This window comes from Simkaniaceae bacterium, assembly GCA_021734805.1.
Classification (GTDB): domain Bacteria; phylum Chlamydiota; class Chlamydiia; order Chlamydiales; family JACRBE01; genus Amphritriteisimkania.
In genome coordinates this window covers 1-16,163 of the sequence record JAIPIG010000018.1, presented here as the reverse complement: position 1 = coordinate 16,163, position 16,163 = coordinate 1, and the positions used below count along the sequence as shown (strand labels likewise).

15 protein-coding genes and 4 tRNA genes are annotated in these 16,163 nt (G+C 41.2%); 9 read left to right on the top strand and 10 right to left on the bottom strand.

The genetic code is table 11. The annotated features are described in order from the left end of the window. Nucleotides 1–272: 272 nt before the first annotated feature. The 3 genes from K9M07_04660 to K9M07_04650 are packed head-to-tail and all read right to left on the bottom strand — an operon-like array spanning nucleotide 273 to nucleotide 2,342. Nucleotides 273–923 carry an ATP-binding cassette domain-containing protein gene (locus K9M07_04660; GenBank protein ID MCF7852513.1) on the bottom strand — a complete coding sequence of 217 codons (651 nt, stop codon included), beginning with the start codon at nucleotides 921–923 and terminating at the stop codon, nucleotides 273–275. Further along, on the bottom strand, nucleotides 910–1,578 hold the full coding sequence (locus K9M07_04655; protein MCF7852512.1) for an amino acid ABC transporter permease: 669 nt from the start codon (nucleotides 1,576–1,578) through the stop codon (nucleotides 910–912). Before K9M07_04655 ends, K9M07_04660 begins: the two co-directional genes overlap by 14 nt. Beyond that, nucleotides 1,575–2,342, bottom strand: a complete 768-nt coding sequence (locus tag K9M07_04650; protein MCF7852511.1) for a transporter substrate-binding domain-containing protein — start codon at nucleotides 2,340–2,342, stop codon at nucleotides 1,575–1,577. Before K9M07_04650 ends, K9M07_04655 begins: the two co-directional genes overlap by 4 nt. A 454-nt stretch (nucleotides 2,343–2,796) precedes the next feature. Here K9M07_04650 and K9M07_04645 point away from each other — a divergent pair, with 454 nt between their 5' ends. Beyond that, nucleotides 2,797–4,248 carry an AAA family ATPase gene (locus tag K9M07_04645; GenBank protein MCF7852510.1) on the top strand — a complete coding sequence of 484 codons (1,452 nt, stop codon included), beginning with the start codon at nucleotides 2,797–2,799 and terminating at the stop codon, nucleotides 4,246–4,248. 142 nt (nucleotides 4,249–4,390) lie between these two features. Here K9M07_04645 and K9M07_04640 read toward each other — a convergent pair whose 3' ends face one another. From K9M07_04640 to K9M07_04620, 5 genes are all read right to left on the bottom strand, one after another. After that, on the bottom strand, nucleotides 4,391–4,969 hold the full coding sequence (locus K9M07_04640) for a hypothetical protein (GenBank protein MCF7852509.1): 579 nt from the start codon (nucleotides 4,967–4,969) through the stop codon (nucleotides 4,391–4,393). Between the two features lie 131 nt (nucleotides 4,970–5,100). Next, entirely contained in the window at nucleotides 5,101–6,372 is a 1,272-nt protein-coding gene (locus K9M07_04635) for a hypothetical protein (GenBank protein MCF7852508.1), read from the bottom strand. Nucleotides 6,373–6,513: 141 nt separating this feature from the next. Next, nucleotides 6,514–6,595, bottom strand: a tRNA-Tyr gene (locus K9M07_04630). A gap of 18 nt (nucleotides 6,596–6,613) precedes the next feature. Further along, nucleotides 6,614–6,686 (bottom strand) — tRNA-Thr (locus K9M07_04625). A gap of 129 nt (nucleotides 6,687–6,815) precedes the next feature. After that, a complete protein-coding gene (locus tag K9M07_04620; GenBank protein ID MCF7852507.1) occupies nucleotides 6,816–7,139 on the bottom strand; it encodes an SEC-C domain-containing protein in 324 nt (107 codons plus the stop codon). Between the two features lie 230 nt (nucleotides 7,140–7,369). Between K9M07_04620 and K9M07_04615 the strand changes: the two genes are divergently transcribed. From K9M07_04615 to surE, 3 genes are read left to right on the top strand one after another with little or no spacing between them, the layout of a single operon-like run. After that, nucleotides 7,370–8,131, top strand: a complete 762-nt coding sequence (locus K9M07_04615) for a tRNA 2-thiocytidine biosynthesis protein TtcA (GenBank protein ID MCF7852506.1) — start codon at nucleotides 7,370–7,372, stop codon at nucleotides 8,129–8,131. A gap of 15 nt (nucleotides 8,132–8,146) precedes the next feature. After that, nucleotides 8,147–9,586, top strand: coding sequence for a sodium/proline symporter (locus tag K9M07_04610; GenBank protein MCF7852505.1), 1,440 nt, complete (start codon nucleotides 8,147–8,149; stop codon nucleotides 9,584–9,586). Continuing rightward, nucleotides 9,579–10,358 carry a 5'/3'-nucleotidase SurE gene (gene surE / locus K9M07_04605; protein ID MCF7852504.1) on the top strand — a complete coding sequence of 260 codons (780 nt, stop codon included), beginning with the start codon at nucleotides 9,579–9,581 and terminating at the stop codon, nucleotides 10,356–10,358. The genes K9M07_04610 and surE overlap by 8 nt, the downstream gene beginning before the upstream one ends. A gap of 11 nt (nucleotides 10,359–10,369) precedes the next feature. Here the strand turns inward: surE and K9M07_04600 are convergent, their stop codons facing one another. Together K9M07_04600 and K9M07_04595 are read right to left on the bottom strand one after the other, a co-directional pair. Beyond that, nucleotides 10,370–10,786, bottom strand: coding sequence for a hypothetical protein (locus tag K9M07_04600; protein MCF7852503.1), 417 nt, complete (start codon nucleotides 10,784–10,786; stop codon nucleotides 10,370–10,372). Beyond that, entirely contained in the window at nucleotides 10,786–11,349 is a 564-nt protein-coding gene (locus tag K9M07_04595; GenBank protein ID MCF7852502.1) for a M15 family metallopeptidase, read from the bottom strand. The genes K9M07_04600 and K9M07_04595 overlap by 1 nt, the downstream gene beginning before the upstream one ends. 221 nt (nucleotides 11,350–11,570) lie before the next feature. On the opposite strand from K9M07_04595, the gene K9M07_04590 reads away from it, so the two are divergent. The 5 genes from K9M07_04590 (at nucleotide 11,571) to K9M07_04570 (ending at nucleotide 15,922) form a co-directional block, all read left to right on the top strand. Next, nucleotides 11,571–13,046: an NAD(P)/FAD-dependent oxidoreductase gene (locus K9M07_04590; GenBank protein MCF7852501.1), complete on the top strand. Its 1,476-nt coding sequence runs from the start codon at nucleotides 11,571–11,573 to the stop codon at nucleotides 13,044–13,046. A 79-nt stretch (nucleotides 13,047–13,125) separates the two neighbouring features. Next, nucleotides 13,126–14,391 (top strand): ankyrin repeat domain-containing protein, encoded by a 1,266-nt coding sequence (locus tag K9M07_04585; GenBank protein ID MCF7852500.1) that lies wholly within the window; start codon nucleotides 13,126–13,128, stop codon nucleotides 14,389–14,391. After that, a complete protein-coding gene (gene rlmD / locus K9M07_04580; protein ID MCF7852499.1) occupies nucleotides 14,388–15,710 on the top strand; it encodes a 23S rRNA (uracil(1939)-C(5))-methyltransferase RlmD in 1,323 nt (440 codons plus the stop codon). Before K9M07_04585 ends, rlmD begins: the two co-directional genes overlap by 4 nt. 51 nt (nucleotides 15,711–15,761) lie before the next feature. Then, nucleotides 15,762–15,833, top strand: a tRNA-Val gene (locus K9M07_04575). Between the two features lie 15 nt (nucleotides 15,834–15,848). After that, nucleotides 15,849–15,922: transfer RNA gene (locus K9M07_04570), tRNA-Asp, on the top strand. The last annotated feature ends 241 nt before the right edge of the window (nucleotides 15,923–16,163 follow it).

Sequence of the window (16,163 nt, the reverse complement as noted above, 5' to 3'; positions counted from 1 at the left end):
ACCCTCCTAACATCAGACATGAAAATAGTTTTACCAATATATTAGAATAAAGCAATTTTAGCCTACCTAATCTTCTTCTCAGCTCGACTTTGTACATTTTTTGGACGCAAGTTTTGCAAGATTTTGACATACAATCGGTTACTAATTCCTACAATCGGCTTGAACACGCCATTACAGGAATTAGTAACCGATTGTATGTCAAAAGATTGTGAAAATCGCGCCAAAAAATGTACAAAGTCGAGCTCAGTATTTGGTTCGCCAAGATCTCGCATTTAAGCGCAAGCAAATCCCCCGTTTTTCATCTTGATAAGATGGCCAAACAATGATTCTGCAAAAGCTAAATCATGCGTTGCAATCAAGAAACTTTTTCCTTCGATTTCTTTTAAATTAAGGAGAAGTTGTGAGAAATTAAAGATATTTTCCTGATCAAGGGCGGATGTCGGCTCATCAAGTAAAAGTAAAGAGGGGCTAAGTAAGAGGGCTCGCGCAAGGGCTACGCGTTGGCGCTGACCTCCGGAGAGTTGGTGAGGTTTAGCCTGACAAAGGGGTAAAATATCGAGAGATTCGAGCATCTTCATAACCTCTTGCTTTGCCATATGCCGGGATTGGCGTTTGAGATTGAGAAGGGGTAGAAGACAATTTTCAAAAACGCTTAATTGAGGAAAAAGGGAGAAAGATTGGGGAACAAAACCGATTTTTTGCACCCTTTCCTTTAAAGAAAAACTTTTTATATCTATTCCTTCAAAGATAATTTCCCCTTGATAGTCTTGTTCGAGATGTGCGATTGTGCGGAGGAGCGTGCTTTTCCCCGATCCGCTTTTCCCAACGAGAACGGTAATGGTTCCCGCCTTGATTTCACAGGATAGATTACTTAAAATGGATTGCTTTCCCTTTGATAAACTTAATTGATTAATTGTTAACATAGCGGTAGTTCCTCTCTAAAATATTGGTTATTCCCTTTATTATAAGCGACATCAAAAGATAGATTGCCGCAAGTAGTAGGTAGATAGGAACGGGATGCATTTGCCTAGACACGATATTCATCCCAACTCGGGTGAGTTCAAGTATTCCAATGGAAGAGATGATCGCTGTACTCTTCAGAAGGGCATCAAGCTCATTATTGAGCATAGGCAATGCCATGCGAAATGCTTGGGGTAAAATAAGAGAACAAAGGGCTTTTTTCTTTGAGAATCCAAGAGAAGTAGCACACTCCCATTGCTCAGTGGGAATGGCATTGAGCACTCCTCGAATGATTTGAGCAACATATCCCGATGAGCAAAATCCCAAGGCAATCACTGAAGCACTCAGCCCATCAATATCGAGTGATATCAGATCGGGGAGAACAAAATAAACGATGAGAAGCTGAACGAAAAAAGGGACCCCTCTGAGCATAAAAGTGATGACTTGGATCAATATAGTGACAACAGGAATTTTCACCTGTCGACACGAGAGTATTCCACAAAGCGTTCCCACTGATAAGCTGAGCATTGCTGAGGTGATCAGAACTTTAAGGGTAACAAAAGCTCCCTTTAATAAAAGAGGAAGGGAATTTAAAATCAAATCGATATTGTATGTCATTTTAGCCCCCATTTTTCTTCAATCTCGGCAATTTTCCCCTCCCTTTGGAGTTCCTTGACGGCTAAGGTGATTGAGTAAGTTAATTCAGGGTTGGATTTACTGAGACAGACCCCATTTCCAAGCGCTTGATCGCCTGCTTCAAGGGGAAGAAAGCAAACCCTGATCTCAGAAAACTCTTTTGTAAAACGGGAGACAAGTGAGGGATCGATACAAGCTGCAAGGGATTTGCCATATCGTACTTCAAGAATGGCATCTGTGACTTTATCGAAATACTTCGTTTGAATTGCGGGGTATTTCGAGATAACACCATCTTGATACGATCCTGCTTCTAAGCAAATTGGTTTTTTTTGATTGCGAGCCAGATCATCAATTATTTGAATCCCATCAGGAATTTCTTTCCAGAAAATAAATGGCATTTCAAGAACCTTTTCTCCTTGATAATAAACAAGATCGAAGTTCTTAGAACGCTCCTTGGTAATTGAGATGCCCCAGATAATGGCATCGATTTTCTTTTGTTGGAGGGAGAGCATTAGACTCGACATGCTCCCGCAGTCCTTAAGAACGAGGGGGCGATTGAGCTTTTCAGCTAAGGCTTGAGCAAAATCGATATCAAAGCCCTCATATTCTCCTTTTTCATTTAAGCTGACAAATGGAGCATAGCCACTTGTCATGCCGACAATAAAGGGCTTTTGTTCTGAGCCATTTGCAAAAATAAAACCAAAAAAGACAAATAAAATAGATAAAAAAATGCGACGTTTTTTCATATAAACACCTAAAAGCTAAAATAATAAAAAAAGACCTAATGCCCTAAAGGGATTAGATTAAAAAAAAAATAAGGATTTGCTAGAAACTAGCAATGATGATGATGGAAATAAGAAAAGGATAGAGTAGATAAAACCAATAAGAAAAAAGATCTATTCATGGTTTTTTGAGCTCCTTCGACTCAATTTGAGATAAGAAAATATCGGTCATTGTAGCAAAAAAGGAAATGGGAGGGCAATCTTTTTTTTATACGAGTCGTTTCCCACAGTCGCCGAAATGGAAATGATTTACAACCGTAAAATCGCGATTACGCCACTTTAAGTTGTTAAAATGGCGAAATGTGCATTTTTTAAAGGCTTTTCGCTGTTTATGATCATATATATGGCGAAATCAAGTAAAAAATTTGACTTTTCGCCATTTATCAATTATTCTATCCTTTTTAAAAAGGAATGATCTATGCTTATCGGACGCCGTAAGGAAAAAATCATATTAGAAGAGCTTTTAAAATCCCCAAAAGCCGAATTCTTAGCTGTTTACGGAAGACGACGGATTGGGAAGACCTATCTAATCCATGAATTTTGCAAGAATAGAGGATTTTACCTTGAGGTGACGGGAAGTCATAAAGCATCTAAATCTCAGCAGATTAAGAGCTTTATCCGAGAAGTGGACTCCTTATTTCCGGTTGATGAGTCGATTTCTGATTGGGGAGAGGCACTTCATTTTCTTATTAAAAAGATCAAGACACTTCCATCGGACAAAAAAATCATCCTATTTTTTGATGAGATTCCGTGGCTTGCCTCTCCGAAATCGGGTTTCTTAACCGCACTGGAATATGCTTGGAACCGGCACCTTTGCAATATGGAGAATGTTCTATTAATCGTCTGCGGATCGGCAGCCCATTGGATCATTCAAAAGATAATTAAAGGCAAGGGGGGATTGCACAATCGCCTGAGCAAGTTGATCCCTATAGCACCATTTACCCTGTCCGAGGTTGAAGGCTATTTGATTAGCCAAGGTATCGCATTTGAACGTAAGCAGCTTGTGGAACTTTACATGGCATTTGGGGGTGTTGCGAAATATCTCTCGGGTTTGCCTAAGGGGATATCGGTTGCGCAGATCATCAATGAGACCTGTTTTACATCCACCGGATATCTCTGTTCTGAATTTCCTAAGCTTTATGAATCGCTCTTTGATTCACCGAACAAGCATATTGCAATTGTGAGAGAGCTTGCAAAGCATCCGCATGGGATGACCCAATCGGCACTGCTCGAAACGACAGGACTCCCTTCCGGGGGGCGCTCTTCGACAACTCTTGAAGAACTCGAGGAGGCGGGTTTTATCATGAGCATGCCGGCATTTGGAAAAAAGGAGAAGGAAAAGATTTTTCGGCTTATCGATGAGTATTCCCTCTTTTATCTTGCATGGATTGAGAGCATAAGGAGTGGGATGCCCTATCTTTCAGATCCCGATTATTGGCATAAGAAGTATCAGACACCCCACTGGCACCAGTGGGCAGGGCATGCATTTGAAACAATCTGCCTGAAGCACATTGCGGGAATCAAGCAAGCTCTTGGAATTAGCGGAATCGGGACGCGGGTGAGCCATTGGCAACATCACCCCCACAAGGGAGAATCGGGAGCAGAGATCGATCTCATTATCGATAGAGACGATCAATGCGTCCATCTTTGTGAAATGAAGTTCTGCTCAGAGGAATTTACAATTACAAAAAAGGTTGCTGATGACATCGAGCGAAAAAAAATACTGTTTCGCGAGAAAACAGGGACGCGCAAAACGCTATTTGTAACCTTTATCACCCCCTATGGATTAAAGGAAAACTCCTACTCAATCCATCTTGTCAATCAATCAGTTACCTTAGACGCCCTCTTTCACGAAAGAGCTACATCATGAAAAATAAATAGTTTTACCACAGCAGTGTGTCCTTGCTGTCTTCTCAGTACAGGACATTAAAAAATCCCCTCCATGAATGGGAGGAGATTTTTTGACGGTCAAGGAATATTGGCTATTAATGATTGGGCCGCTTGGCCTCCGTTCAAAATGCAACGGTATAGGTAACGCAAGCACCGGCTAGCATTATTGCAATAACGTCTAACATGTCGTTGCGATGTTGAAAAACTCCCGGGAAAGCAGTGGCCAGGGCAGCAATCGGAAGTAAATTGAGTTCCAGTTGGCTATGTCTGATTTTATTGCGTTCTTTTCCCCAAATGAGGGCCACGTTTGGGACAACTAGAAATTTACTGTCAAAATTCACCGGAATAATCGCTTCGAATGCTAAACCGAAGTAGCTTGAGAACTGGTCCGGGGTTTTGTAGAATAGTCGGGTGTATCTTTCCGAGAAGCAAACGACTTGAAGTAGAGGTGTCTGTAGACTTATCGACAGATCATTACCGCGTGTTGAGCCAAATGAGCGGAAGCGACCTCCCAGGCCGACTGCGGGGGAGACAAGGGAAGAACCCAATTTAAAATAGCCATAAGAATAATTTTGTATGGCAAGAGGGGTTTGAGAGTCAGTTAGTTGAAAATTTTCAATTGAAGTTGGGGAGAATTCATTGGCAGCGGCAAGGGAGCCGGCAGAGAAGAGGAGAAGGAGGGTTATCAAAAGTGATTTCATAAATTTTGTTCCTTTTAGATTTTCGATAGTGCGAAGAGCCAATATCCTCAAGATATTGGTGACAAGCACTATCGGGAAGATAGCTGAACAGGTGCGGATGAGGAGGGCTCAAATTTGTGAGAAGTGCGGGCTTAAGCACTGCACCGATGAGCTTCCGTTATCGGAAGAGAACGGCGAATTATAGTTTCTGACAAATTTTCCAAAGGTTTCATGAGTTCAGAATGTACAGTGAGATAGCGGGAATTGAAAAAATCGGACTTTAAATTATGCTGAGCAGCTTGATGAATCAGTTGCCTTGGAGGATCAAAAACCAAAAACTCGATACCGTCAATTTTTTTGATTTTTTCTCCAAGACATAAATTTGCCTCACCAGAGAAATAGTGATCCTGCCTTACACCCGTAATGAGTAAAGAGGGCCTTTTTTCCCATGTTTGATAAAAATCAATGATATCTTGTTCTATATCTGAAGCCCATTCTCCACATTGTGCTAGCACATAGATCAATCGACCCATTCCAAAAAAATATTTCTTGCTTGCTTCCCAAATTGAAGTCGGACCCCGATCTAAACAAATATGTTTTGGCAAAGGTGTGGGATCATCCATTTGTTTTAAAGCATTCGCCAGAAAAATATTGCCCAATGAATGAGCAACTAGTTGATCCAATTCACCAAATCTTTCCTTCAGAGCTTTCAATGTTTCTAACAGAACGAAACCGGCCTCATCTAAAGTCGCAGGTTTGAAATTAAGATTATTTTCACTGATCATGATGAACCGGGCAGGAGGCAGTGACTCTGCTTCATTATGGCTTTTTAAGTAAGCAGCAAGATATGGGTGGATTGTTCCAATGTTATTATAAATTGTTGTGTAGATCCCCGGAATGTGGGCAAAATTGTAAAAACTATCGCCACTCTCTTTGGTTTGTATCACTTGACAGGTAATTTCTACAGACCTTCCGTCCTTTAACCGAATTGGAATAACCAAATCTTCGGGAATGGCAAAATTCTCTCGGATTTCTGCATGTAGGTTTAGACTAGGGTCTAAAGGTTTTGTCGGATCCCAAAAATCAGAGCAATAATTTTCCTCAAGCAATAATTGATCTTGAACTGCTTGGCTATTTGCAATCAAAGACCATTTCATAGGAAAAAAGAATGCATCACGAACAACAGATCCTATAGCACTTCGAATGATATGAACTACTTTACAAAGGCTGCCAATCGTAACATCATAGATTAGCCCCCAAACCAATTGGACTTTCTGAGCTAACAACTCAACCCTTGAATGTCCCCCCAAAATACCTTCACCTAAACTAATTTTATCCAATGGATAAATACGCAAATCAACTCTTGAATGTCCCCCAAAAATATCCTGATCTAAACTAACTGGATAAATACGCGAATCAAACATACAAAAAACCTTTTTTCAGCGTGAAATGGGAGTTTACCCCCGATTGGAGCCTTAGGCAGATTTCTTCGATTTTTTTTCCCGAGCGCGATAGCGCGATAGGCGAAGCGGGGAAAAATCGGAGAAAGCTGCCAAGGATACGATTGGGGGCGGCCAGACTCGAACTGGCGGAGACCGAAGTCGAGGGATTTACAGTCCCTTGCAATTGCCGCTATGCGACACCCCCATCCATAATGGAAAAATGTGCTGGCGAAAGGAATTGAACCCTCAACCGTCCGATTACAAGTCGGGTGCTCTACCAATTGAGCTACACCAGCAAAATCGCCTTGTGGAACTAGAAATGAGCTCTTAACGCGTGGGTCAATGTGACTCGTTTCTTTTGTTAGGCAAGATAGCCAAAGTTATAGCATGTGCATTAAATTGATCTCAAGATCATTTTTATGAAATTATAAATTATCGGAATGGGGATTAGGATTTTCCGTTGGCGATAGCGGGTGAGAAGTCGCCGGTAGGGGTGTTGACTTATCAGGCGATTTTGTCACTTTATGCGCTAAAGTTTGCACATCAACCGTTTGAGATGCACTGCTCATAATCGATTGGGTTACATTTTGAAGCCGATTGAATATTGAAGGCATGCCTGCCTTCTGTCCCGTCAAAACGCTTGCAGTAAATTTTTTGGGGCCGCCTTGACCACAACACTTTTTATACTTTTTCCCTGATCCACATGGGCAAGGGTCATTTCTGCCGACTCTTTCCACAACATCCCCTATTTCTTTAATTCTTAAAACACTGTAGAATGGCTATACCGAAATAAATTGAAGAATTGGTTTTTATCTTCACTGGCATCTTCAACTTTTTATTTATAATTTTTTGAGCTATCTTCAATAGGATCAAAAAATTATGCCGGCTAAAGCCTAATAAAAATTCGAAGCGCCATCTTTGCTAAAACCCCAACTCTTCAATTCATTTCGGTATACATTCGACGTCTAAGTGTAAGAAAATGTTAACAAAAAGTACAGCTCCGATTATTCCTATTGCAACGCCTCCATGGACCAAGCTCGGCAAAAAACTGGAAAGTTTGACGCGCAAAGCAATCTATGATTTTGATCTATTTGAGGGCCACACGAAAATCGCTGTCGCATTAAGTGGCGGTAAAGACTCTTTAACCCTACTCTATTTATTAAAAGCCCTAAGTGAACGGGGGTTTGATAAACTCGACATTACGGCAATCCATGTTGCAGGAGAATACTCGTGCGGATCTTCTCTTTCTCTACAGTTTTTAAAACCTATTTGCGAAGAGCTTGGAGTTGATCTGGTTGTTTGTGAGTCAACTCAAACGCTTGAGACACTTGAGTGTTATAGCTGTTCAAGAGAGCGGCGCTCCCTCTTATTTCAGGCAGCCAAGGAGCGCAACATAACTCATATCGCCTTCGGACATCACCGGGAAGACTCCATTGAGACCCTACTGCTCAACCTTTTGCACAAGGCGGAATTTGCAGCTAATCTGGCAAAGGTTGAAATGATCCACTACGGAATAACGATCATTCGCCCTTTGATTTATATCGCTGAAGATGATATTTTAGCCTTCGCTAAACAATATGGATTTAATAGAATAACATGCCAATGCCCTGTGGGGCAAACATCAAGGCGTAAAGACGTGAAAAAGTTGATCCAATTATTGGAAAAGACCTTTCCCAATGCGCGTTCTAATCTCGCCAGAGCTGCTCATGTATACGGCTCAGATAAGGCAAAAACACCCTAGTTGAGTCAAAAAACCATGCTCCTCAGTGAACTTTCAGCCATCGCTATTTATATTTCCATTTTAATTGGAATTGCCATCGCATCTTATAAACGGAATCAAACCTCGGCCGACTTCATTATCGGGGGTCGTGGACTTAATTTTTGGTTGACTGCTTTGGCTGCCCATGCAAGTGATATGAGCTCTTGGATCTTTATGGGATATCCTGTCATCCTCTTTTCAGTCGGAATATCTAATGTATGGCTTGCCCTAGGGCTTATTATTTTTATGTTTATCAACTGGCATTTGATTGCGCCCAAAATCCGCGTTGCCACTGAAAAATTCGATGCGATGACGTTTTCCACTTTTTTTGAGAGCCGTTTTCATGATACGAGCGGAACACTCCGCATTATCACGGCATTGATGAATTTACTCTTTTTTACCATCTATATTTCTGCCAGCTTTAATGGGCTTGGCCTCCTACTGGAAACCCTCTTTAACTTGCCGTATTGGGTTGGACTCACTATCGGCGTTCTCATTGTGACTCCTTATCTCTTTGTTGGTGGATATATCACGCTGGCTTGGACTGATTTTTTCCAAGGGATTTTCTTGCTCTTAGTGATTCTTTCCGTTCCAATCATTGCCACCTTTGGTCTAGGTGGAATGGATGATGTGATTCAACAACTGAATACAAGACACTTTTTTGATGGATTGATCCCGTCTCATTCAATCATTGGGTATTTATCCGTTTTATTTTTGATGATGAGTTGGGGCCTAGGATATTTTGGACAACCCCATATTATTACCAAATTTATGGGGATTAAAGATGTAAAGAAAATCCGCTATTCCAAATATGTTGGAATGACTTGGCAAGTCTTGATTATGACAAGCGCAACACTGATTGGAATGGTAGCTATTGTTTTCTTTAAAGATGGCATTGCGAATAAACAACTCATTTTTGTTGAAATGACGCGCAGTATTTTCACCCCCTTTGCAGCGACATTTATTCTCTGCGCCATTATTGGAGCTACGCTGACACATGCAGACTCTCAAATCCTCGTTCTGGCTTCGAGTTTAACAGAGGATTTATATAAGAGAATTTTACGCAAGACAGCATCTTCTAAAGAGATCTTGCTCGTTTCTCGATTAAGCATTTTATTTGTTTCTCTTTTGGCCTATTGCATCGCATATAATAAAATTTCATCGATTTTTGCCCTTGTTGAATATGCTTGGTTTGGATTAGGCTCATCCTTTGGCCCCCTATTGATTTTTAGCTTATACAGCAAGAAAGCCAATAAGTATGGCGCATGTAGCGGCGTCTTAACCGGAGGAATTGTTGCAGCACTTTGGCCGCTTGTGAATCGAGCCCTTGACATCTCAATCCCAACGCTAATCCCAAGTTTTGCATTAAGCGCATTGATGATTTGGGGGATATCCCTTGCAACACAACATAAAGTTGAAGAAATTCGCCATGAGTAAACCATTTATATTATTAATTAATGATGATGGCATCGATGCAGATGGCCTCAAATCGCTCTATCATGCATTAAAAAAAGACTACAATATTGTAATTGCTGCGCCTGCAAGAGAACAATCCGGATGTGGCATTGGCCTTACCCTACACCGCCCCATTCAAATCGATCCTGTCGAGTGGGATGAAAATACCCTCGCATATAAAATCACAGGAAAACCGGCTGATTGCGTCAAGCTTAGCCTCAGTGTCATTTTAGATTCCAAACCCGATATGATCATTTCCGGGATTAATCATGGTTCTAATGCAGGACGCAATGCACTCTATAGCGGAACTGTTGGAGGGATTATGGAAGGAGCCATTCGCGGAATCCCCGGAATCGCCTTTTCCTGCACACATGAAGAGCAATTTGACTTTGAAACGGCATCGCGTTTTATCCCTCAAATTGTGCGCCATTTTTTTGACTATCCTATGCCCGCAGGAACGCTGATCAATGTCAATTTTCCCGACTGTCCCCAAGAGCGTGTTTTAGGAATCAAATATGCTCGGCAAGGCTTAAGTTATATTATGGACAATCCTTTCCAAGACGAACTCTCCAAGGGATATTTCATTTCAAAACAAGCCGCAGATTTTGAAGACCATGAAGAATCGGACACCTTCTATTTAAAACAGGGCTATATCACAGCCACTCCCATTCATGTAAACGACATGACAGACCACAATCATTATATCAGCCACAAAAGCATCTTTGAAGAGGCTTTAAAACACTCCTTTCAATAGAGAAATTGAGATTAACGAAAGTGGGGTTTGAGTTTACGATAAGAAATATGGCGATCGAAGGCATCTAGTTTATGTAAACTATCGCGCTCAAGATCGTGCATTGCTTCCTCGACATGGGGAATTTGATAAATGCGCTTAATTTCATCGCGAAGCGCATGAGTGATTTCAACTGAAATGATGGGGTCATCAACTCCGCCGCGATGGTTCATCTGAAATTTTTTAGCTTGAATCATTAAATCTGTCAGCCTTTCAATTTGAAGCCGAATTTTAGAAGAATGCTTTTCCATATCTTCTTTGGTCTCAATTTTTTGAAGAAGTGCAATGAGCTTTTTTGCAATGGCCTCCCCTTCCCTTTGAAACTCCTGAAATTGAGACACACCACAGGAGGTGAAGATCAATATGAGCAAACTAAAAATGAACCGCTTCATCAATACACCTTGGATTCAATCAGATCCGAAATTGAAATATCCAAAATGGGAAATTTTGAAGACTCAATATAATCAAAATGCCACCATTCACCGGGAAGCACTTTAAATCCCGATTCATCCATCACATATTGGAGAATCGATCGATTTTTGAGAACATGGGAAGGGAGATCGGGATAATAACTATGTGCACTTGAATCAAAGTAATCAAAACCCGTTGGCATTTCCAGCTCTTCTTCCGTGATGAGATCAACCAGCGTCACATCAACTGCAGCTCCCCGATTATGATTTGAGCCGATATGAGGATCAGCTACGTAAAGAGGATTGGAAAATAGCTCAAACATTTGCTTTTGGATAGAGTGGGGTCGATACCCATCAAAAATTTTAAGACTCAAGCCCCGATCTTGAAATTTGCTCTGAGCAACGGATAGAGCTTCGGCGACCTCTGAGCGCAAAAAACAAACAGGATGCGAATAGAGAGCTTTACCCATAAAATTATTTTGGGTTGCATACCGAACATCTAATATCAATGTCGGGTTAATATCGAGCACATCTACTAAATCCATAACTGATCTCCTTATTTTCCCAATTTTAAATGCCTCCTCGCGTTTAGATCAATAGTTGAACGGAGGCCAAGCTGCAATCTCCCTGCTCCGGCCGGGAGATCAAGTGGCCAGCGATGTGATAGCCAATATTCCTTAACCGTCAAAAAATCTCCTCTATTTCATAGAGGAGATTTTTTAATCCCATAGGTAGATTTTATTCATCAAAGGATATATACACCGAAATGAAGAAGATGGAAATCAAAATGCCGTTGCGCACACAATATGACTACCATACGATTGTACTCGGTGCCGGAGCTTCCGGACTTTCAAGTGCCAAGCGCTTAGCTAAGCTCGGGAAAAGCGTTCTTTTGATTGAGCAGCATTTAATCGGCGGCAATCGAACCCATCATGGGTCTATCCCCGGTAAAACATTCATCAATATTGCAAGTGCCGCTCACTCCTTACAGACACTTCCTCAAAGAGGTTTATCTTATTCACTCACTAATTTTTCTTCGCACGCTGTTTTAAAAAAAGTTAAAGAGACTGTTTCCCTTAAAGCTGAGCAAGAAGAGGTTTCCACTTTAAATCGACTCGGCATCCACTTTTTAAGGGCAAAAGCAAGTTTTATCAATCCACACACGCTTTCCTGTATGTTGCCTGACGGTAGTGTTCGCAACGTCACGGCCCGATTTATTATAATAGCAACGGGATCGCACTCTAAAAAACTCGATGTAGAAGGAATCGATTCGATTTCATATTTTACGAGTGACACTATTTTTAATCTGACGGAAATCCCTACCGAACTGACCATCATTGGAACGGGACAAACAGCGATTGAACTGGGGCAAGCTTTTCGGCGCCTTGGATCCAAAGTAACCATCATTGGGCGATCCTCTCGTATATTACCCAAAGAAGAACCACTGATTGGTGATCTGCTACAAAAACAGCTTGAGAATGAGGGGGTCTCTTTTCTCCTTGAAAAAGAAATCGATAAAGTTCAACAAAACGCTCAAAATCAAGTGGACATTCATTTTAAAGATACCACTACACTTTCAACATCCCTCCTTCTTATCTCGATTGGACGCACTCTTAACACGAACCATATAGGACTACAAAATGCCGATGTCTATTACAATGAGAACGGCATTAAAATTGATTCCTATGGAAGAACGACACAAAAAAATATTTTTGCCATTGGTGACGTCACGGGACATGGGCTATATACACACGTTGGGGAATTTCAAGCGCGAAAAGTTGTAAAAAATATTTTTTTCTATCCCTTGAGATTCTCAATGGGACTTAAACAACCCATCCCTCATGTCATCTTCTCAGATCCTGAAATTGCCTCCATTGGTTTATTAGAAAGCGATGCCGTGCGTCAGTACGGTAGCCACCGGATTGCCATTTATGAAATTCCATTTTCTGATCTCGATCGGGCCTTAACTCAAGATCAAACCATTGGATTGATCAAAATCATCACAAAAAAGTGGACGGGGCGCATTTTAGGAGCTACGATTGTTGGGAGATGTGCAGGTGAGCTCCTCACGCCTCTTTCGATTGCAATCAATAAAAAGATCCCACTCTACTATTTTAGCCGGTTGATGCATTCTTACCCTACCTATAGCCAGATGTTTCAAATGGCTGCCGATCTCTACTTTAGCCAAACCCTGATTCCCTTTATTAAGCGCCCTCTCAAAAAACACGACTTAAGCGCTTAACTCCCTCCGTTTTTATTTGACTCATAATCGAATTTACTTGAAAATACTTGGGAGTTTTTAAACCAAAGTATACATTAATATGGTTTCATCGATAACGACGACCTCTTCTATTTTGCCGGAGACTATAAATCCCAGATTAACAAGACACGTTCTCTCCTCTATGATGGATTCTGCGATTTTTTTTGCAGAAAAACAGGCTGAACCGGCTTCATTACGCACCTATCAGTGCCTCGTTAATCTTTGCCTTGATTCAAGTCGGGTCATACGATTTATTTTAGATATCATTCAAGCCTCTCCTAAGGAAAAAGCTCATGAGATTGTCGATATTGACAGTGCGATTTGGGATCGAATTTATAGCGAAACAGGAAAAGATCGAAGCTCACCTTTTATACAATTGATCGATCATTCTATCGATTTGCTTGCAAGTCCAAGTCCTTCTACCTCTGATGAAGGGAAAAATTTATTCTTCCGGTGTAGTTGTTTAGTCCGTATTGGCAAAGTTATGAATGACTTAAAAAAAGACTCATTCCCCTCAGATGAAACAGATTCTTTTTATGCGGATTTTAAACGGCATATCCATCATTACACCCTCGTTTCTTTTGAACAAGTCGTTCAAAAACGCAAAGATCTAATCCTCTTAAATGACCATGATCTCAAAAAGCTCTGTTTACAATCAGCAGACAACGGTAATATTCCTCATTTACACTCCATTCTATCATCTATTGCGCCCCCTTCATTTCATCTCTCTATATCCTGTTTAGACAACATGGCATTAAGAGCGACTCAATATGGCCATCTCGATTATCTTGACTATCTTTTAGCTAAAAGTCCTTTTTCTTATCGGTTTACAAAAGACTACATTAAGCAATATATTTTATCTGCAGCTAAAGCAGGGCAACTCGATTGTTTATCTTATCTTTTCACTCATCTAGAAGCCTTTGACAAAAGTGATGATGATCTCATTGGATCGGCTTTAATGTATGCTGCCGAACCGGGCGGGATTGAATGTCTTGAATTCCTACTACGAAAGATAGATTTTAGTGATCCCACTTTCGATCTTTACTTTAAAGTGGCTTGTACAACAGCCTGTCAAAATAATCATATTGCCTGTGTAGAGCTCTTATTGAAAAATTCTGAAATCACAACACGCGCTTCTTTTGATGATTGTTTACAAATATGCTTTGCAGATGCCACAAGGAATAATTCAGAAGAGTGCATCAAATGCCTCTTGTCTCATGTCTCTTCTAAAAGATTGAGACAAAAACAAATTTTGTCTAAAGCAATTAAAATTGCCATCTCAAAAAAATATGTCGCCATTCACACGATACTTTTAGAGCATTTATGAAATATCACAAAGGGGATCGATTCTCCGTCGAGATTGAAAGACTTGGGATTAGCGGTGAGGGAGTCGCGCGCCATGAGCAGTATACTTTATTTGTAGATCTCGCTCTTCCCGGGGAAAAGGTCGAGGTTGAACTCTATGATGTGCGAAAGACCTTTGCCCGTGCCCGCATCATCCATACGCAGCGCTTCTCTCAAAACAGAGTTGAACCACCCTGCCCTTTATTTGGCCACTGTGGCGGCTGCCAAATCATGCATCTCGCCTATGACCAACAACTCGATATGAAACGCCAAAAAGTCATCGATGCCTTTGAGCGCATCGGCAAACTCGATAGCTCACTGGTAACCCCATGTACTGCCTCTCCCCTCCCTCTCCACTATCGCAATAAAATCCAGCTCCCTGTGAATCGCGAAAAACGCCTTGGTCTGTTTGCTAGACAAACGCACGATATTGTTCCCATCGAGAAATGCTATATCCACACTCCCCTAGGTGAAGAGGTTTTTCAAGTGGTGCAAAACGCCATTCAAAAATCCCCTATTCGTGCAGAAGATCTCAGCTATGTATTGATTAAAACGGCCCTTCAAACCAATGAAGTGCTTGTTACTTTCATTACCCCCCGCGAGCAAATCGATTTTCTATCCGATATCGCAAGGGAGATCTTTCTTGCAAAGGATGAGATAAAAGGCGTCGTTCAAAATATCAATCGGTCAGATAAAAATACCATCTTAGGCCAAGAATGTAAAACACTTGAAGGGAGCCCTTCGATAACGGATAAGATTTGCGGACTGCAATTTAAAGTCTCTTTGGCCTCCTTTTTCCAAGTCAATCCCCTGCAAGCGGAGGCCCTCTATCAAAGAGCCCTTTTTTATGCCGATCTGAAAGGAGATGAAACAGTGCTCGATGCCTATTGTGGAGTGGGAACCTTATCCCTCATTTTTGCTCAAAAGGCAAAAAAAGTCATTGGAGTTGAATGTGTCAAAGCAGCCATTGAAGATGCCGAGCAAAATGCCAAGATCAACGGCATTCAAAATGCCCACTTTACAGCCGCAGAGGCCGAACAATTTATTCAAACGGTAGAACCGATTGACATAGCTATCGTCAATCCTCCAAGAAAAGGATGCGCTCCCGAGTTTATTCACACCCTCATCGAGCTCAATCCTAAAAAAATAATTTATATTTCTTGTGATCCGGCAACGCTTGCTCGCGACTTAAAGCTCCTCACAGAGCAACAATATACAATTGAAATCGCAGAGCCTTTTGATATGTTTCCCCAAACAGCTCATGTAGAAACCCTTGTTTCACTAAAAACCGTTAAAATCTAAAAACTGCTTGTGAATAAATCAATTTATCTATAAATTATTGTCATTCAATGAGGGCGTATAGCTCAGCGGTAGAGCACCTGTCTTACACACAGGCGGTCATAGGTTCAAATCCTTTTGCGCCCAAAAGATTTATTGAATGCGGGAGTAGTTCAATTGGTTAGAGCGCCAGCCTGTCACGCTGGAAGTTGCGAGTTCAAGTCTCGTCTCTCGCGTTTCATTTTCTATAAATGAAACGCTTTCCCTTTTACGACTTATCTTTGCTAAAAACCCAATTCTTCATTTCAGCATACTTCTAATTTTTGAATTTGTTTGTGAGGGTGTAACTAAAAATTGTACTCATATTTAGGCGGCCACGCTTTGAGGGGTTTCCTCTTTCCAAAATTCATCCCAGTCTCCGTTTGCTCTTAGTATTCTGAGATTGATCATTGCTTCTGCTAGCTCTGATTTCCACCA